Here is an 18,980-nt window from a genome sequence, read left to right on the forward strand (position 1 = left end):
TCGCGGTCTGTCCGCCATGAAATCTGCGTCGATTCACGTTTTTCTTTAGATATAAGCAAGGTCCATCATCGTAGCCCAGTCTACGTTATATCGCAAGAAAAACAACCTAAAAAAGCGGTCTGTCTGCTTAGAAATCTACGTCGATTCACGTTTTTCTTATTATTTTGCTTCGTCCAATCAACATTCGCCTATGTCCTGCATACAATTGTAGTGAATGATGTATGGAGGAGGTTCGAACATGTCATCGAAATATCAAAGTAGAGAGATTATAACGAAAGCGATCTGCGGCAAAGGTCGTAAGTTCTCTACCGTAACCCATACCGTGACTCCGCCTCATAAACCGACGAGCATACTTGGCGCGTGGATTATAAACCACCAGTATGAGGCGGTCTCCGAAGGCGACGGAATTGAAGTTATTGGTACTTACGATGTGAACATCTGGTATTCCTTTAGCAAAAACTCTCAGACCGAGGTAGCCAAAGAAACGATTTCCTATGTAGAGCATGTGCCACTGAACTACCTGGATTCCAGACATCGCTCTTCAACGGTGGAAGTATCCGCGGAGGCAACGCAGGAGCCGAGCACCGTTGAAGCGAGCGTATCCGGAGATGGCCGTGTATCCATCCGCGTAGAGCGGGAATTCGCCGTCGAGCTCATCGCTGAGACGAAGATCAATGTCCTCGTTGTGCCGGGCGGTGGTCACGAAGACAAGGATTTCGATTTTGGCTCCGATCCGGGCGAATACGAAGACCTGGATCCGGATCTCCTCGACGACGAGCTGTAATTCGAGAGGATACGCGCTAGGTGAAGATAATCTAATATATGCGGCAGGGGCGGCGTCGTCGAGGGCGGCTGCCCTATTTTTGTATAAAAAATGATGCAATATTTCCGTAGTACGAGGGGGAGCAGGGGATGGAGAGACTTCGTCAATTCAAAATCCGGATTCAGATCATGGCTGGAGTATCCGCGGAAAAGCTGCTGGCAGCGCTGAAGGAAGCATCGCGCGGCGAGGCGTACCGTATCGGCAGAAGCAATAGCAATGCACATGGGAAACGACCTGGACGCTCGCGGACAGACGCCTTGGAATGGATAGAGCTTGCCTTGCATACCGACGATCTACCGGGATTGGAGGGACTTAAAAAGGCGTGCATTGACGGCGTTAACAGCGTTAACAGTGTGGATATTCCATACACAGATTCATCTTACAGCAATAGTCAAAATACTTGCCCGGCTAACACCAACACTCATCATGTTAAGGTTTACAGCATTAACGAACATTTAAGCGAATATCTCGGCCGCTCGATGACGAATTGCCACAATCGATTAACGTTAAGCGGATTGAGTACCAGCCTGTCTTCAGCAGACAGCGATCCGCTCATTTCCCGGAACCGTAAAATCCTGCGCCGTTTTGTCGTTCAAGTCTTTCATTTAAAGGCTACTTACATGGCTGAGCTTGGGGCTGGAGGGATACATCGTCCGTTGTCATTGCATAGGCCGGAAGAGGAGGATGGACACCGCCCGCTGCTCGAACGCCGGCTGGAGAAAGTCGCTGTCCGCGCGCTTTACGCCCTGCTTCTGGAAGTAGGGGAAGTAACGATTCGCGCCGGGGAGGACGGCAGGTACATCGTTGAGCAGGTGTCAGCGATGCCGGATTATCGGGGGGAAGAGCGGGCAGGCAGCACTGCCAGGGCGATATGGAGTACCTTGGAGGAGATAGGCCGGCAGGAGGCTGCAGCCAAAGAACGGCAGCTGCTTCTCGGGATGGATCCGGAATTTTTGCTGTTTAACCGAGCGACAGGCAAAGTGATCCCGGCCTCCCGGTTTCTGGCGAGGTCTGGAGAGGCGGGGTGCGATTCCTTAAGATACCGGGGGGAGCGCCGTTTTCCCCTGGCTGAGCTGCGCCCGCGGCCAGCGGGGGATCCGCGTAAAGTGCTCGTGCAATTGCTGCATGCCTTCCGGCTTGCCGAGCGGTCGATCGAGGACAAGGCGCTTCTGTGGCAGGCTGGCGGAATGCCGCAACGCGGCTTTCCTTTAGGCGGGCATATTCACTTCAGCGGCATCCCGCTGACCTTTCAGCTGCTGCAGGCACTGGACAACTATCTCGCCTTGCCTGTCGCCGCCCTGGAGGATCGGCGGAGCTTAGGGCGCCGGCCGCGTTACGGCTGTCTGGGGGATTTCCGGCTGCAGGGGCATGGAGGGTTCGAATACCGTACCTTGCCCAGCTTTCTGATCTCCCCTCTGGTGACGAAGGGCGTGGTCGCGATTGCCGCGCTGATTGCGGACCATGCGGAGCGGCTCCACCGAAGGCCGCTGCAGGATGACGCAATGTATGCCGCTTTTTACCAAGGGGATCAAAAACAGCTTCGAGAGGCGCTTCCCGGGCTTCACGACGACCTTAAGCAGCTTGCGGCTTATGCGCAATATGAGAGCTACATCGCCCCGTTCATGGAAGCAGCAGGCTCCGGACGAACCTGGGATGAGACGACGGATATCCGCAGGCTGTGGAAGTTGGAAAACCATTCGTAAGCTGTGTAGGCTTTTGATATAATAGAAGTCTACGAAATGGGCATGGAGGATGATCATGGCAACCTATACGCCGATGATTCAACAATACTTAAGCGTGAAGGCCCAGGCACAGGATGCGTTTCTATTTTTCCGGCTGGGCGATTTTTATGAAATGTTTTTTGATGATGCGATACTTGCTTCAAAAGAACTGGAAATTACATTAACAGCCAGAGCGGGAGGACCCGATGAGAAGATTCCGATGTGCGGCGTTCCTTATCATTCCGCCGAGAACTATATTCACCGGCTGATCGAGAAAGGCTACAAGGTCGCAATCTGTGAGCAGACGGAGGATCCGGCGGAGGCCAAAGGCGTCGTGCGCCGGGAGATCGTTCGTGTCGTAACGCCGGGCACGGTCATGGAAGGGAAGACCGTCGGCGAGAAAGCGAATAACTATATTCTATGCATCACAGAGCGGCAAGGCATGATGGCTATTGCTTCCTGCGACCTGTCCACCGGCGAGCTGTACGTCAGCTCCTCGCCTTCCAGCAAGGAATGGCTGAGGGATGAGGTCGGTCTCTACGACCCGTCTGAAATGATCGGCGACAGCGCCCTGTTGGATTGGCTGCGGGAGGCCAGCAGCCCTGTGGGCAAACCGGTCGTGTATACTCCGTGGGACAAAGCGAAGGACGAGCTCGGCCGCAAGCAGTTCGGAGAGGCGGCTTGGGCCAGGCTGGAGCCGGAACGCCGGGACTGCGTCGCGCTGCTCGTCGGCTATTTGAGCGAGACGCAGAAGCGCTCTCTCGGGCAGCTGACGAAAATTTCGGCATATGAGCCGGAGAACTTCATGATTCTGGATCCGTTCACTCGCCGTAATCTGGAGCTGGTCGAAACTGTGCGCGAACGCTCTAAGCGCGGATCGCTCCTGTGGCTGCTGGACCGGACGGAGACGTCGATGGGGGCGAGGATGCTGCGCCGCTGGATCGATAAGCCGCTGCTGCATCGCAGTCAGATTGAGGAGCGGCTGGAGGCGGTCGATCAATTGTTTGGCTCTTTTATCCTAAGGGAGGATTTAAAAGAAGCCTTAAAGCAAATTTATGACTTGGAGCGGCTGGTCGGGCGCATTGCTTTTGGCAGCGCCAATGGCCGCGATCTTATCGCCCTCAAGCAGTCTCTGCGACAGGTGCCGGCGATCAAGGCGCTGTGCCAGTCTTCGGCCTCAACGACCCTCTCCCGAATTGCCGGAGAGATGGATGAGTGCGTAGATCTGGCGGACCAGATCGAGGCGGCGATTGCGGACGAGCCGCCAGTATCGGTTCGTGACGGCGGCATTATCAAGGCTGGCTATCACGAGCGCCTGGACGAGCTGCGGGAGGCCGGAACGAACGGCAAGCGCTGGATCGCCGAGCTGGAGGCTGCCGAGCGCCAGGCAACGGGCATCAAATCGCTGAAAATCGGCTACAACAAAGTATTCGGCTACTATATCGAGGTGACGAAAGCGAATTTATCCCTGCTACCGGAAGGCAGATACGAGCGGAAGCAGACGCTGGCCAATGCGGAGCGCTTCGTTACGCCGGAGCTCAAGGAGAAGGAGACGCTGATTCTCGAAGCCGAGGAGAAAATGGTCGATCTGGAATATACGCTGTTCACCGAGCTGCGCGAGCGGATCAGCGGGGAGATCACCCGTCTGCAGCGGCTGGCCGAGCAGCTGGCCGAGATCGATGTGTACCGTTCGCTCGCTGCCGTGGCGGCGGACAGCGGCTTCGTGAAGCCGGCGCTCACGGATGGCTACGATATGGTCATAGAGCAGGGGCGGCATCCGGTCGTGGAATCGGTGATGAGGGATTCCGCGTTCATTGCCAACAGCACGAAGCTGCAGCAGGAGGAAGCCAGCATTCTGCTTATTACCGGACCGAACATGGCCGGGAAGAGCACGTATATGCGTCAGGTGGCGCTCATTTCGATCATGGCGCAAATCGGCAGCTTCGTTCCTGCCGCATCCGCCGAAATTCCGATGATCGACCGGATTTTTACGCGCATTGGCGCAGCTGACGATTTGATTGGCGGGCAAAGCACCTTTATGGTCGAAATGGCCGACATCCAGGTCATGACCGAGAAAGCGACCTCGCGCAGCCTGATCATTATCGACGAGCTGGGACGCGGAACATCGACGAGCGAAGGCATGGCGATCGCCCAGGCGGTCATCGAATATGTCCATGATCACATCGGGTGTAAGGCGCTGGTCTCGACGCATTTTCATGAGCTGGCGCATCTGGAGAACAGCCTGTCCGGCCTGAGCAACTATTCCATGGCCGTTCAGGAGAGCGGGGACAAGGTGCATTTCCTGCGCAAGCTGATTCCCGGCGCAGCGGATTCAAGCTATGGCATCTACTGCGCCAGATTGGCCGGGCTGCCGGGCGGAATTATCGAGCGGGCCTACGGTCTGCTGCAGGGCTTCGAGCAGGCGGCAGCCGAGGTCGCAACCGGAGGAGCCGAGCGCCGTGCAGGGCAGGCCGTCCAGCAGTCGGCAGAAGCTCCGGATGGACGAGCTTCAGGAGTTGCTGTACAACCGGCTAATCGCTTAGACGGATTTGCACAGGCTGGATCGCTGGGTACAGCAGCAGCGCCTCGTGTAATAGGTGAGGGCGTGGCTGGTGCCGAGGGATCGGCTAGCGGCGAAGTATCGCATTTAGCAGGAACGGAAACTGTAAATCAAGTCGTGGCAGAAGCCTCGAACAAGGCTTGGAACGGAGTGTCGCCGCAGGAACCTTATAAGTCAACGGCTGTTGAGAGCGTGGAGGGCCCGGAAGATCCGTATAAGCTAACGGCCGCTAAAGGGGCTGATGGGCCGCAGGAACCGTATAAGCTAACGGCCGCTAAAGGGGCTGATGGGCCGCAGGAACCGTATAAATTAACGGCCGCTGAAGGGGCTGAGGGATCACAGGAACCCCATAATTCAACAGCCGTTGAGGGGTTAGGGGGGGTGAAAGAACCGCATAATTCAACAGCAATTGAAGGGATCGAGGGGTCGAGGGGGGCATCCGCCTTATCGCCAAACGAGACGCCGGGAAATGCGGAAGTCGTGCAGCTCTCAATTTTTGGAGATGAATTGCCGGTCGCAAAAGCGAAACCTGTCGAGGAAGATGCCAAGGTGCGCAGCATACTCAATATGGTTAAGAATGCCGATCTGCTGAATATGACGCCGCTTCAGGCGATGCAACTGATCAATGATTTGAAGATGAAGGCCAAAAACTTATAATCTAAATATAAGAGAAACTCACATAAGAGGCTCGGGAATGTAAAAAATGGATGAAGGCAAGGGAGAACATCTCATGAACCTATATTATCCAGGGTATGGAATATAGGAGCAACAGCGACCGCGGGAACAATTGATGTACTTGTCTTACCTCCATTTCCATTTGTATCGTTCAACTTATAATAAATGGATTTACAGCGGTTATTTTCTACGACAAGAAAAGGAAGTTGGATTTAAATGGATTTCATGTCACTAAAGAAGGAAATTTACCAATGATGGGTGGGAGCCTTGATTTTAGGTATGTAAAATCCATTTATTTCCCTAAAACATTTGTTTAGGGTTTAATTAGATGCATGAATTCCATTTAAAAATTAATGTTTGGGATTTGCATCTTCGTTTGGCATTTACATCATAGTTTCGTATTTACATCATATTTCGTATTTGCATCATAGTTTCGTATTGCATCATTGTTTCGTATTTGCATCATAGTTTGGTGTTTGCATCTCGTATTTGCAATTTTGATTGTATCTGCCCCTTTATATGGGATTTACAGCCTGTTTGGTATTGCATCATTTGTTGGTATGTGTATCATCGTTTCGTATTTGCATCTTTTGGTGCGGTATCTTAGTGTACAACGGTGTAATATAAAATGAACTAGATCTTGCTGGTTAAGGGGATCTTCCAAGATATCAGGGATTAGCTTATTAGTTCATCTTATATATAAATACAAAACCGAATATACAATAATCCCGGAAAAAATAATCCCAGAAAAGTTCAGGAAGAGGTGAGTAATGATGGCCCATATCGTTGTGCTGGACGAGCATATCGCCAACCAGATTGCTGCCGGAGAAGTGGTGGAGCGCCCTTCTTCCGTCGTAAAGGAACTGGTCGAGAATGCGGTCGATGCCGGGGCCCGCAAAATCGACGTTCAGGTAGAGGAGGGCGGGCTGCAGCTGATCCGGGTCACGGACAACGGCTCGGGGATCGAGCCGGAGGACTGCGAGAAGGCTTTTTATCGCCATGCGACAAGCAAGCTGCTCACCGGACGCGATTTATTCCAAATCCGCAGCCTCGGATTTCGCGGGGAGGCGCTGCCCAGTATCGCGGCCGTTGCCAAAGTACAACTGCTGACAAGCAGCAATGACAGCGGCCTCGGCCGGGTGATTGTCATTGAAGGCGGCTCCCTGAAGCAGAATGAGGAGGCGGCAGCGCCAAAGGGAACAGATATTACGATTCGGGAGCTTTTCTACAATACGCCGGCGAGGCTGAAATACATGAAGACGATTCAGACTGAGCTCGGGCATATTTCCGACGTCATGTATCGGCAGGCGCTGGCTCACCCCGAGATTGCCATCTCCCTGCGCCACAATGGAAATACCCTACTGCAAACGCAGGGCAATGGCGATTTGCTTCAGGTCATCGCATCGATTTACGGGATCAATGCCTCCAAGGCAATGCTGCCTATCGATGAAGAGAATCTTGACTATAAATTAAGCGGCTATATCGGGCGGCCGGATTTGACCCGTTCCAACCGGAGCGGTATTTCGACGATCGTGAACGGCAGGTATATTCGCAATCAGGGATTGTACCAAGCGATTCTGCGCGCCTATCATACGCTGCTGCCGATTAACCGTTACCCGCTTATTGTTCTGCAGCTGGACATGCATCCCTCTCTCGTGGATGTCAATGTGCATCCGTCCAAGCTGGAGGTTAGATTCAGCAAAGAGCCCGAGTTGAATGCCTTCGTCGAGGAGAGCATTCGCGGGCTGCTGCAAGGTCAGGTGCTCATTCCGCAGGTCGTGAAGCAGAGCATCGGGAAGGGGGCAAACCGCTCGGTCATTCAAGAGCAGTTCCACTTCCCGGCGGCGCGCGCGGATGCTGCCGACCCCCGGCTGTTCCCTCAGCGTGACACCGCTGATCCCGGGCTGTCCCCGCAGCGTGAAGCTGCCGGCCCTGGGCTGCAGCAGCTATGCGCCACCGCAGGCGGGCGGCCGTATGCCGGAAGCGTTGTACGGCTCGCCGGAGGCGGCGCCGGAGCTTCCGTCCTTCCCGGAGCTGACCCTAATCGGCCAGCACCATGGCACCTACCTGATCGCTCAGAATGAGGACGGGCTGTATCTGATCGATCAGCACGCCGCACATGAGCGGGTCAACTATGAATATTATTATGAGAAATTCGGTCACCCTGCGGACGCTTCCCAGGAGCTGCTCATTCCGATCACGCTGGAATTCACGTCCGCGGAGAGCGAGAAGCTCAAGGAGCGGCTGAATTGGTTCGAGAGCGCCGGGGTCATCCTGGAGCACTTCGGCGGCGGAACGTTCCGCGTCGTCTCTTATCCGTACTGGTTCCCTTCGGGCGAGGAGGCGGCCATTATCGAGGAGATGGCCGAATGGGTGCTGCAGGAGCGGCAGATTGATCTCGCAAAGCTGCGGGAGAAATCTTCGATTCTCGTCTCCTGCAAAGCATCCATCAAGGCGAACCAGAAGCTGACGCAGGAGGAAGCGACGACGCTTATCCAGAGGCTGGCGGCCTGCAAGCAGCCGTATACCTGTCCGCATGGAAGACCGATCGTCGTCAGCTTCTCGACCTATGATTTGGAGAAGCTGTTCAAACGAGTCATGTGATCGGAGGAAGAAAGATTGATTATTACGACCGGAGAGCATCATGCCCCGGCGGCGGTGAAGCGCGCCGCAGCTCTGGCAGCGAAGTCGGGCTGCCGCTATGTACCGAGAAACCGGGCCTCGATGGCGAGGCTTGCAGAGCTGCATCCCGGGGAAGACATACTTGTCATACTCGAAGGGGGAGCCCGGCTGCACCGCCCCGGCGAGCAGCCGATGAACTTCCACCCCAGCATGTCGTTCGTCCGGGCCAAGCGGCTGTTCAAAGGGGAGCAGGATACGATGCTGGAAGCGGCTGGCGTGAAGCCCGGGGACACGATCATCGATTGCACGGCTGGGCTCGGGTCGGATTCCATCGTATTTTCCCTCGGTGCGGGGCCCAAGGGCAGGGTCATCGCCATGGAGGATTCGCTCCCGCTTTGGGCGCTGCTCAGCGAGGGGTTGACTTATTATGAGTCCGGGCTCCAGCCCTTTGACGAAGCGCTGCGGCGCATTGAACCGCGGCTTGGACATCATTTGGGACAGCTGGAGCTAATGCCGGATCAAAGCGCGGATATTGTCTATTTTGACCCAATGTTCCGCGATCCTGTCCTGGAGTCCGCCTCGATCTCGCCGCTGCGCGCGTTTGCCAATGACAGCCGCCTGGAGGAGGCGGCCATTGCTGAGGCCTGCCGTGTCGCCCGAAGAGCGGTCATTCTGAAAGAGAAAATCGGCAGCGGCGAATTCGAGAGACTGGGATTTCGCGTGTTGGGCCGCAGCCGTTCCAAAATAACGTACGGAGTGATTACCCCTTGAACTTACAACATAAACCCAAGCTGCTCGTGCTGGTCGGGCCGACGGCCGTGGGCAAGACGCGCCTGAGCATCGAGATAGCCAAGGCGTTCTCCTGCGAAATTATTTCCGGTGATTCGATGCAGGTCTACCGGGGTATGGATATCGGTACGGCCAAAATCACCCCGGAGGAGATGCAGGGGATTCCCCATCATCTGATCGACGTGCTGGAGCCGGACGAGCCGTTCTCGGTCGCCCAGTTCCAGGAATGGAGCAAGCAGCTGATTACGGAAATCCACCAGCGAGGGAACCTGCCGTTCATTGTGGGAGGGACGGGCCTATACGTCGAATCGGTCTGCTATGAGTACCAATTTACGGAAGCGGGCATGGATGAAGCGTTCCGCGAAGCGCATAAGCGGCTCGCCGAGGAGGAGGGGGCAGAGGCGCTGCACCGGAAACTGGCGGCCGTTGACCCTAAGTCTGCGGCGAGATTGCATCCCAACGACGTGCGCCGGGTCGTGCGGGCGCTGGAGATTTACCATTTGACGGGCGAGACGCTGTCGGCCCAGCTGGAGGGCCAGACAAAGCAGTCGCCGTATGATCTTTGCTTGATCGGTTTGACAATGGACCGTCAAATGCTTTATAACCGTATTGAACAGCGAATCGACGAAATGATCGCTAACGGACTGGTAGATGAGGTAAAGGGACTGCTGGATAAAGGATATAACCGGGATATGGTATCCATGCAGGGACTCGGCTACAAGGAGATGGCGGAGCATCTTCAGGATGGCGTGCCCCTTCACGAAGCGATAGAGAAATTAAAGAGGGATACCCGGCGGTTTGCCAAGCGCCAGCTCTCTTGGTTTCGGCGGATGAAGGACATTTCGTGGATCGATGTGGGCGACGGTCAAAATTTTTCCGGGAATTTAAAGGCCGCTCATGCTATAATAGCAGGAAAGTTTCCCACTGATCTTGAATATAATTCAAAACACTAATGATTTCTATTGGGGGTACGGCTAATGAACAAGTCCATTAATATCCAAGATACGTTCTTGAACCAATTACGCAAAGAGAGCATCCCTGTTACCGTCTTCTTGACCAACGGCTTTCAGATTAGAGGAACGATTAGAGCATTTGATAATTTTACGATCGTCATCGACAGCGACGGACGCCAGCAAATGGTGTACAAGCATGCGATTTCGACGTTTCAGCCGCAGCGCAATGTGTCGCTGATGCAAGAAAATCAGGGCGAAGGTTAAGCCTGATTGAAACTTTTTCAAAGCTGTTACGTTTAATGGTATAGGAAATGGAGCGGAGCAACCTGATAAGAGGTTGTTCTTTTCTTTCCGCGCACATTGCGACACTGGCAAGAAGGGAGTCAGAGATAACCATGTCTACGAAAAGACCTTCCAGACTAGAAAGAAGCAGCAGGCCGGAACCGAAGGCTGCGAAGCCGAGGGCAAAAAGAAAAAAGAAGCTGACGGCCAAACGGGTATTGTGGACTTCGTTTTTTACGATTGCGTTTGCTATATTTTGCGCCATAGCAGGTTACCTGTACATTACGATCAGCGGTGAGAAAATATTGGCAGAGAACGAGGGGAAGCTGACGGTCTATGAGACGTCTAAAGTATATGACCGCAATGGCAACCTGATGGGTGAATTGTCGCTGGAGAAGAGCGAGCCCGTCAAGTCCGAGGAAATTCCCGACCTGCTCAAGAAGGCATTCATCGCCACGGAGGACAAACGATTCTATGATCATAACGGCGTCGACCTGTGGGCGATCGGCCGGGCCGCAGTAAAGGATATTGTGGCGCGCAAGCTCGTTGAGGGGGGCAGTACGATCACCCAGCAGCTTGCGAAGAATATTTTCCTGGATTTTGACAAGACGTTCTTCCGGAAAGCGACGGAAGTCTCGATCGCGATGGCGCTCGAGCGCAACAACACCAAGGATGAAATTCTCACCTTGTATCTGAACCGGATTAACTTCGGGGGAACGGTGTACGGCATCAAGGCCGCGTCGATCCGCTACTTTGGCAAGAGCGATTTGAATGATCTTGAGCTATGGCAGATGGCTACCCTCGCGGCGATGCCGAAGGGGCCGTCCAAGTACAATCCGCTCCGCAATCCCGAGCTGTCGATGCAGCGCCGGGGAGTTGTTCTCCAGCTGATGTATGAGCAGGGGTATATTACACAGGCCGAGATGGAGCATGCCAAGGCGGTCGTATACGACTACGAGCCTCCGGCCAGGAACCAGAGCTTCGAAGCCTTCAAGGACTATGTCCTGGAGGAAGCGGAGCGCAAATGGGGCATGACGGAAGACCAGCTGAACCGCGGCGGCTATAAAATCTACACTACGATGGATATGAAGGCGCAGAAGGCTCTGGAGAAGGCGTTCGACAATGACGACTTCTTTGAGAAGAGCAAGGATGACCAGCAGGTTCAGGCCTCGATGGTCATCATGAACCATGAGAACGGAAGCCTGGTGGCATTGCTTGGCGGACGCGATTATCAGCGGAAGGGCTTCAGCCGGCTCGACAGCCGCAGGCAGCCGGGCTCGACCTTCAAGCCGATCGTCTCCTTTGCACCGGCGCTGGATACGGGCAAATTTACGCCGGATTCCATGATCAGCAACGAGAAGCAGTGCTTCGGTAATTATTGTCCAAGCAATTTGGGCGGATCCTACTCCAGTACGATCAGCTTCAGAACCGCACTGACGAAATCGATCAATATCCCTGCGGTATGGCTGCTCAATGAGATCGGCGTCTCGACCGGCGTGAAGTATGCGACGGAGATGGGGATCACGATGGATAAGGAGGACCGCAATCTGGCGATTGCGCTAGGCGGTTTAACGCACGGAACGAATACGCTGGAAATGGCTTCTGCGTTCAGCGTCTTTGCGAACCAAGGCAGATATAACGAGCCGTATTCGATCAAGTCGATCGTCGATCACAGCGGCAAAGAGGTTCATAAGGCCGATGCGCCGAAGCAGAAGCGGGTGCTTAAAGAGCAGACTGCCTATCAGATGACGCAAATGCTTCAGGATGTCGTTAACGAAGGAACGGGAAAAAGAGCGCGCATCAACCGCCCGGTTGCCGGTAAAACGGGAACGACGCAGCACGGCATCAAGAATCTGAAAAGCAGCAAGAACCGCGACGTCTGGTTCGTCGGCTACACGCCGGAATGGACCGGAGCAGTCTGGATGGGGTATGACAACCCGGATAAGGATCACCTGCTGAACGGAAGCAGCGGTCAGACTGCCGCGCTGTTCGCAGCCGTGATGAAGGAAGCGCTGGAAGGCGTTCCGGTCAAGGATTTCCCTGTGCCGAAAAACATGCAGGAGACCGAGCCGCCAGTGGAGGAGCTTAGCGCACCGAGCGAGCTATCCGCTTCGTACAGCGAGGATACGCAGACGGTATCCTTGACCTGGAATGGCGCCGAGCAGGATGGAGCGGTCTATCGTATTTATCGCAAGGAAGCCTCGGAGGCCGAATACACGTATTACCTGGATGCGGCTACGACCGCGATCGAGGATTTAAGTGTCGTGCCGGGAACCAGCTATGAATACTATGTGACCGCGTATGACCCAGCGAATGATATCGAGAGCGGGCCATCGAATAAGGTCGTTATCGAGACCGGCGCCGGCGAGCCGATGGACGATATTGACCCGGATGAAGGGGAACAGCTGCCATTCCCGCCTGGTCAAGGCCAGGACGGCAACGCTCCGGACCAAGGCCAAGGCGGATGGCCAGGTGGAGATGACCAAGGCCAGGGCAATGGCGAAGGAAATAATCCGGGGCAGGGCAACGGCCAAGGCAATGGCCAAGGGAACGGCCAGGGTAACGGCCTTGGCAATGGCAATGGCAACGGCAATGGCAATGGCAGCGGAACAGGCACTCCTTCTGATCCAGGCGGTACCGGAGAAGGCAGCGGTAATTCTGAAGGAACTGACGGCTCGGGAACGACAGAGTCCGGGGCCGGAAATGCGGTAACGCCTCCGCCGGACAACAGCGGCGCGATGGATCCGTTCGGGGACCCTGCTGCAGGCATGAACGTTGAAGGTTAAGAAAACCAGCATTTTCACTTACGAACCACCGGCAGGCTGAAATCAGCTTGCCGGTGGTTTTTTTGATTGCAATGCGGCATTTATCGTTTAATAAACATGTAACTGCCTCAATTTCGGTTTTGTGACTCTCTTTCAAATATGGTAAGCTGAAATTACATTGTGTTGAAAGGGTTTATACCATGAAGCGAAAATTTGGAGACCGAGCGAACTGGCGACGCATCACCCAGCGTCAATTTAAATCCAAGTATGTGGAGAGCGACAGGTTTACAGGCTATGTGACGTTGTACACTATTTTTGCGCTGCGCGATCCTTTGTGGAAGACTTATGGGGGCCATACCTTCCGAATTGCAGATAAAGGCTATACCTGGCTTCAGTACTATCCGAAAGGAAGCCGCTATGTCGTCACAGCCATGTTTGATGAGAAAGGCGATATTGTCGAGTGGTATATTGACGTGTGTAAGAATCAAGGGATTACCGATCAAGGCGTTCCCTGGTTTGACGACCTGTATTTGGACATCGTCGTGCTGAAGAACGGAGAAGTATTCCTGATGGATCAGGACGAGCTTGACGAAGCGCTGAGCAAGGGCCATATTACGGTGAAGGACTACGACATGGCGATGGAGACGGCAAGGGAAGTGCTGGATGCGATCAAGCGGCATAATTTCCCGTACTTCCAAATGTCGCTGGAGCATTTCCGCAGCGGCTTTATGGATTCAGAACCGTTCAGGCCTGGAGGTTAAGATGATACGTTTGGGGAGAAAATCAAGGAATAATTCATACCTAAGCAGTGCACGGGACAGACGCAAAGCGCGTCCGCTGTACATGCGGCTGCTGCGCTGGGGTCTGGTGCTGGCCGTGCTGTGCATTTGCTGGTTCCTCTTTGTGCTGGCGCAGATTGGCAGCGTAGAACGCAGTCAAGCCGTAATGACCAAGGATACACCGCCGGCGGACGTGGGGATCGTCCTAGGGGCAGCCATGTGGGGGGATCGGCCGAGCCCTGGACTGGAAGAGCGGCTTCGCCACAGCCTGGAGCAGTACGAGGCAGGCAAATTCAAGATATTCCTGCTGACCGGAGGGCTGGATCGGGAAGACTATAAATATACCGAAGCTGAGGGAATGGCTAATTATTTGGCAGAGCGCGGCGTGCCGCGAGAGGCTATGCTGCTAGAGAACAAGGCGACGAGCACGTATGAGAATTTGAAATTCAGTCAAGAAATAATGAAGGAGCATGGGTTCAGCTCAGCTCTTATTATGACCCATACGTTTCACGGAAACCGGGCTCTGGAAATCGCGAATGCCTTGAATTATGAACGCCCGAAGCTGTCTCTGACGAAATCTAACGTGCTCAAGCCTGTTCCGAATACGGTGCGAGAAGTGCTGGCATATACGAAGTGGAAGTTGGTTCAGGCTGGTCTTGCGCTGGGGCTGAATTTATAGTCTTCTAATAACGGGTTGGAAGAGAGAATACACTGGAAGAAGATAGTGACCTACCCCTTATACGAAGAGGTGATTCTACGATGCCAGGGCATGTTGTGGTCAGAAGCGGATCTTCTGAAGAGAGGCCTTCCAGACAGATCAACGTAATTCTCCGAAATCCCGAGCCCCCCGTTCTTACGCAGAGCGTACCAGACGCGGATCCCCAGTCAACGGCCAAAGCGATCCCTCAGCAAGGTGCATTCGCAGAAATACAAAAGGAATTAGATCAACTCATCGGGCTTAATCACATTAAGGATTTAATGTATGAAATATATGCGCTGCTGCAAATTACCGATATGCGCTCAGAAGCGGGATTACTGTCAAATCCCCAGGTGTATCATATGGTATTTAAAGGGAATCCGGGCACCGGCAAGACGACGGTCGCCAGAATCGCCGCAAAGATGTTTCAGCGGTTAGGCGTGCTCAGCAAAGGGCATTTAATCGAAGTGGAGCGCGCGGATCTCGTCGGTGAATACATCGGGCATACGGCACAAAAGACGAGGGATCTGGTCAAGAAGGCGCTGGGAGGCATCTTGTTCATCGATGAAGCCTACAGTCTGGCGCGCGGCGGCGAGAAGGATTTCGGCAAGGAAGCCATTGATACGCTTGTGAAATCGATGGAGGATCACAAAAACCAATTTATACTGATTCTTGCCGGTTATTCGGAGGAAATGGACTTTTTTCTGCAATGCAACCCGGGTATGCCGTCGCGCTTTCCGATCGTGATCGATTTTCCAGATTATACGGTCGATCAGCTGATTCAAATTTCGGAGGGCATGGCCAAGGAACGGGACTATATTCTGATGCCACAGGCGATACTCAAATTAAAGCAGCATCTGCTGCGGGAAAAGTGTGAGGGCGAGCACACCTTTAGCAATGCTAGGTACGTCCGCAACGTCATTGAGCGTTCAATTCGCAGTCAGGCGGTGCGTCTGTTGACACAGTACAGCGGCGGATCGCCCGGCAAGCTTGAGCTAATGACGCTGCGGCAGGAGGATTTGAAGCTGGATCAGAAGGAAGAACGGCGCCAATAAGGAGCATGGATGAATGACGAATTCGCTGTATGAGACGAACACGGAAGTACCTGACCGGGCGATCTTGGTCAGCCTAATTACGCTCGATGTGAAGCAAGGCGGGATTGATCCCGCCTATTCCATGGATGAGCTGGTTCAACTGGCCTTGACCGCGGGGGTCGAGGTGGTTGACACCCTTGTCCAGAATAGGGATAAGCCTGATCCGAAATGGTTTATCGGCAAAGGAAAGGTCGATGAGCTGCATGTAGCGATCCAGGATTATGACGTGAATACCGTCATTTTCGATCAGGAGCTGTCAGGGGCCCAGGTGCGGAATCTCGAGGATATGCTCGATGTAAAAATCATTGACCGCACGCAGCTGATTTTGGATATTTTCGCTCAGCGCGCGAAGACGCGGGAGGGCATTATTCAGGTGGAGCTGGCTCAGCTCACCTATTTGCTCCCGCGCCTGTCCGGCCATGGCAAAAATTTGTCCAGGCTCGGCGGGGGCATCGGCACCCGCGGTCCCGGCGAGAGCAAGCTGGAGACCGACCGGCGTCATATCCGGCGGCGGATCGGGGAGCTGAAGCGGCAGCTGGAGGAGGTGACTCGCCACCGCAAGCTGCACCGGGAACGCCGTAAGGAGACGGGCGTCGTTCATTTGGCGCTAGTGGGCTATACGAATGCAGGCAAATCGACGCTGCTCAAGGCGTTGACTTCAGCGGAAGTCTATATCGAGAATCAGCTGTTCGCTACGCTTGACCCGACAACCCGGTCGCTTGAGCTGCCCAGCGGCAAGGAGGTCATTCTTACCGATACAGTCGGCTTTATCCAGAACTTGCCGCATGAGCTGGTCGCAGCTTTCCGCGCTACGCTGGAAGAGGCGAATGAAGCAGACCTCATTCTGCATGTGGTCGATGCCTCGTCGCCGATGCGGGAGGATCAGATGGAGGTTGTCGAGCGGATTCTGGAGCAGCTTGGCGCGGGGAGCACGCCGCAGATCGTGCTGTTTAACAAGAAGGATATGTGCTCTGCCGAACGTCTGGAGATGCTTCCTTCTGGAACAGGGTATCTCAAAGTCAGCGCCTTCGACGAAGGCGACCTGCTGCGGATTCGGGAAGCGGTGGAGCAGCATTTGTCCGGAGGGATGTTCATCTTCCGCATCCCTGCCATTCGCGGGGATCTTGCTTCATTGGTCTACCGGGTGGGTAATGTGATAGAACGGAATATTGAAGAGGACGTTATTGTTTACCGCGTGATCCTATATCCGAAGGATTACGAGAAATACGGCTCTGCGCTGGTGCCGTTCAGAACGGATTCTGTAAAGAACGGCGAATAGATCGGCAAGTATAAGATGGCTGACGGAGCTTGAGAGATGGGCAGCAGCATATGAATGGCCGGGTACACAACTGGGAATCACAATTTAACTTAATCTTCAATTTGAAAGCATGGGTAGAGGAGAGTTTTAACATTATGGCAGTTTTTGCAGAAGAAATCGTAGCATGGCTGGAAGATGCGGAGCGGCAGGTTGCCGGGCAATTCCGGGGGATTGATCGCATCGTCGATCGGAACCAATGGAAGGTGATCGAGGCATTCCAGCGGCATCAGGTTAGTGATTATCATTTCGCAGGCTCCACCGGGTACGGCTATAACGATCGCGGACGCGAAGTGCTTGACCTTGTGTATGCCGATGTTTTCGGCGCCGAGGCAGCACTGGTGCGTCCGCATTTTGCGTCGGGCACGCATACGATCGCCACGGCGCTTTTTGGCGTGCTTCGCCCTGGGGACGAGCTGCTCTACATTTCGGGTACACCGTACGATACGCTTCATAAGGTCATCGGTCATCCCGGCGATGGAACAGGCTCGCTGCAGGACTTTGGCATTGGCTATGACGAGGTTGCATTGCTTGAGAACGGAGAGATCGATTGGGAGGGCGTACGCGCGAAGGTGGGCGATCGTACGAAGGTAATCGGCATCCAGAGATCCCGCGGTTATGATTGGCGGAATTCCTTCACGGTAGACCAAATTGGCGAAATGGTTCGCCAGGTGAAGGAAATCAAGCCGGACTGCATCGTCTTCGTCGATAACTGCTACGGCGAATTTGCCGAGGAGCTGGAGCCAACGCAGGTCGGGGTCGACCTGATGGCAGGCTCCCTGATCAAGAATCCCGGCGGCGGGCTTGCTGAGACAGGGGGATATATTTGCGGCCGCGCTGATTTGGTAGAGCTTGCGTCCTACCGTTTGACGGCGCCGGGCATCGGTGCGGAGGTAGGAGCCATGCTGGGGACGACGAGAAGCATCTACCAGGGATTGTTCCTCGCTCCTACGACGGTGGGACAGGCGATCAAGGGCAGCATTCTCGCCGCTGCCGTGTTCGAGCGCGCCGGATTTGAGAGCCGCCCAGGCTGGAACGATCCCCGTACCGATTTGATTCAAGCTATTTCCTTCAGCGGTCCAGAGCAGCTGATCGCCTTCGTCCAGGGTATTCAGCGCGCGGCGGCCGTGGACGGGTACGTTGTGCCGGAGGCTTGGGACATGCCGGGGTATGAGCACCCGGTTATTATGGCAGCAGGCACCTTCATTCAGGGAGGCAGCCTGGAGCTGTCAGCGGATGCGCCTGTTCGAGAGCCCTATATTGCCTATATGCAGGGCGGGTTAACGTACTCGCACGTCAAATTCGGCCTGTTAACGGCCCTGCAAACGATGAAGGATCGAAATTTGCTGTAAGAGAAGCAACGATCGACGAATTTTCTATGCCATTATTTTTTTGTTATTTTTAGAAGCAAACCTAACATGCTTGTTGACATGTCAGGTTATCTGACATAGAATATTTTTCGTGAAATATATGCGGAAGGTTGAGAGCGGTGAGTGAGGAAATTCGCAGAAACATGGCTTTGTTTCCGATCGGTATCGTCATGAAGCTTACCGATCTGACCGCCCGGCAAATTCGTTACTATGAGCAGCATCAACTGATTATGCCGGCCCGTACATCCGGGAACCAGCGTCTTTTCTCATATAACGATGTCGAGCGATTGCTGGAGATTAAGAAGTTGATTGAGCGCGGCGTCAATCTGGCCGGAATCAAGCAGGTGCTGGCGCCCGCGGTCAAGGAATCCCCGGAGACGACGGTCATGACGAAGGAAACCGAGGAGAAACGGAAGGAACTGACGGATTCAGAGCTTTATCGCCGGCTGAAGCAGGAGCTGGTAACTGGGAACAGACGGGGTCAGGTTTCGCTGATCCAAGGAGAGTTATCCCGCTTTTTCAAAATCTAGAAAAT

13 protein-coding genes and 1 pseudogene are annotated in these 18,980 nt (G+C 54.2%); all 14 read left to right on the forward strand.

Annotated elements, in window-relative coordinates; all coding sequences use genetic code 11:
* Window positions 1-238 precede the first annotated feature (238 nt).
* The 14 genes and pseudogenes from cotE (at window position 239) to BN2762_RS16175 (ending at window position 18,975) form a co-directional block, all read left to right on the forward strand.
* A complete protein-coding gene (cotE, locus tag BN2762_RS16110) occupies window positions 239-784 on the forward strand; it encodes an outer spore coat protein CotE (protein WP_055107938.1) in 546 nt (181 codons plus the stop codon).
* Between the two features lie 128 nt (window positions 785-912).
* Window positions 913-2,526, forward strand: coding sequence for a putative amidoligase domain-containing protein (locus BN2762_RS16115; protein ID WP_055107939.1), 1,614 nt, complete (start codon window positions 913-915; stop codon window positions 2,524-2,526).
* 55 nt (window positions 2,527-2,581) lie between these two features.
* Complete coding sequence (mutS, locus tag BN2762_RS16120) at window positions 2,582-5,761, forward strand: DNA mismatch repair protein MutS (protein ID WP_055107940.1); 3,180 nt, start codon at window positions 2,582-2,584, stop codon at window positions 5,759-5,761.
* A 791-nt stretch (window positions 5,762-6,552) separates the two neighbouring features.
* Window positions 6,553-8,383, forward strand: a pseudogene (gene mutL, locus BN2762_RS16125) (DNA mismatch repair endonuclease MutL).
* A gap of 15 nt (window positions 8,384-8,398) precedes the next feature.
* Entirely contained in the window at window positions 8,399-9,172 is a 774-nt protein-coding gene (locus BN2762_RS16130) for a class I SAM-dependent methyltransferase (RefSeq protein WP_055107941.1), read from the forward strand.
* Window positions 9,169-10,143, forward strand: a complete 975-nt coding sequence (gene miaA, locus BN2762_RS16135) for a tRNA (adenosine(37)-N6)-dimethylallyltransferase MiaA (protein WP_055107942.1) — start codon at window positions 9,169-9,171, stop codon at window positions 10,141-10,143. The genes BN2762_RS16130 and miaA overlap by 4 nt, the downstream gene beginning before the upstream one ends.
* Window positions 10,144-10,167: 24 nt before the next feature.
* Entirely contained in the window at window positions 10,168-10,407 is a 240-nt protein-coding gene (gene hfq, locus BN2762_RS16140) for an RNA chaperone Hfq (protein ID WP_055107943.1), read from the forward strand.
* Window positions 10,408-10,538: 131 nt separating this feature from the next.
* Window positions 10,539-13,211, forward strand: a complete 2,673-nt coding sequence (locus BN2762_RS16145; protein WP_055107944.1) for a transglycosylase domain-containing protein — start codon at window positions 10,539-10,541, stop codon at window positions 13,209-13,211.
* 179 nt (window positions 13,212-13,390) lie between these two features.
* Window positions 13,391-13,951: a ribonuclease FAU-1 family protein gene (locus BN2762_RS16150; protein ID WP_055107945.1), complete on the forward strand. Its 561-nt coding sequence runs from the start codon at window positions 13,391-13,393 to the stop codon at window positions 13,949-13,951.
* A 1-nt stretch (window position 13,952) separates the two neighbouring features.
* Complete coding sequence (locus tag BN2762_RS16155) at window positions 13,953-14,648, forward strand: YdcF family protein (RefSeq protein WP_055107946.1); 696 nt, start codon at window positions 13,953-13,955, stop codon at window positions 14,646-14,648.
* A gap of 80 nt (window positions 14,649-14,728) precedes the next feature.
* Window positions 14,729-15,721 carry an AAA family ATPase gene (locus BN2762_RS16160; RefSeq protein ID WP_055107947.1) on the forward strand — a complete coding sequence of 331 codons (993 nt, stop codon included), beginning with the start codon at window positions 14,729-14,731 and terminating at the stop codon, window positions 15,719-15,721.
* 13 nt (window positions 15,722-15,734) lie between these two features.
* A complete protein-coding gene (gene hflX, locus BN2762_RS16165; RefSeq protein ID WP_055107948.1) occupies window positions 15,735-17,039 on the forward strand; it encodes a GTPase HflX in 1,305 nt (434 codons plus the stop codon).
* A gap of 134 nt (window positions 17,040-17,173) precedes the next feature.
* Complete coding sequence (locus BN2762_RS16170; RefSeq protein ID WP_055107949.1) at window positions 17,174-18,427, forward strand: methionine gamma-lyase family protein; 1,254 nt, start codon at window positions 17,174-17,176, stop codon at window positions 18,425-18,427.
* Between the two features lie 137 nt (window positions 18,428-18,564).
* Window positions 18,565-18,975 (forward strand): MerR family transcriptional regulator, encoded by a 411-nt coding sequence (locus BN2762_RS16175; RefSeq protein ID WP_055107950.1) that lies wholly within the window; start codon window positions 18,565-18,567, stop codon window positions 18,973-18,975.
* Window positions 18,976-18,980: the final 5 nt, after the last annotated feature.

Origin of the sequence: Paenibacillus ihumii (assembly GCF_001403875.1) — a bacterium.
Classification (GTDB): domain Bacteria; phylum Bacillota; class Bacilli; order Paenibacillales; family Paenibacillaceae; genus Fontibacillus; species Fontibacillus ihumii.

Bases quoted from the DNA above. Each gene is read 5' to 3' on its own strand.
- cotE (WP_055107938.1), top strand. From the start codon at position 239: ATGTCATCGAAATATCAAAGTAGAGAGATTATAACGAAAGCGATCTGC.
- BN2762_RS16115 (WP_055107939.1), top strand. From the start codon at position 913: ATGGAGAGACTTCGTCAATTCAAAATCCGGATTCAGATCATGGCTGGA.
- mutS (WP_055107940.1), top strand. From the start codon at position 2,582: ATGGCAACCTATACGCCGATGATTCAACAATACTTAAGCGTGAAGGCC.
- hfq (WP_055107943.1), top strand. From the start codon at position 10,168: ATGAACAAGTCCATTAATATCCAAGATACGTTCTTGAACCAATTACGC.
- BN2762_RS16145 (WP_055107944.1), top strand. From the start codon at position 10,539: ATGTCTACGAAAAGACCTTCCAGACTAGAAAGAAGCAGCAGGCCGGAA.
- BN2762_RS16150 (WP_055107945.1), top strand. From the start codon at position 13,391: ATGAAGCGAAAATTTGGAGACCGAGCGAACTGGCGACGCATCACCCAG.
- BN2762_RS16155 (WP_055107946.1), top strand. From the start codon at position 13,953: ATGATACGTTTGGGGAGAAAATCAAGGAATAATTCATACCTAAGCAGT.
- BN2762_RS16160 (WP_055107947.1), top strand. From the start codon at position 14,729: ATGCCAGGGCATGTTGTGGTCAGAAGCGGATCTTCTGAAGAGAGGCCT.
- hflX (WP_055107948.1), top strand. From the start codon at position 15,735: ATGACGAATTCGCTGTATGAGACGAACACGGAAGTACCTGACCGGGCG.
- BN2762_RS16170 (WP_055107949.1), top strand. From the start codon at position 17,174: ATGGCAGTTTTTGCAGAAGAAATCGTAGCATGGCTGGAAGATGCGGAG.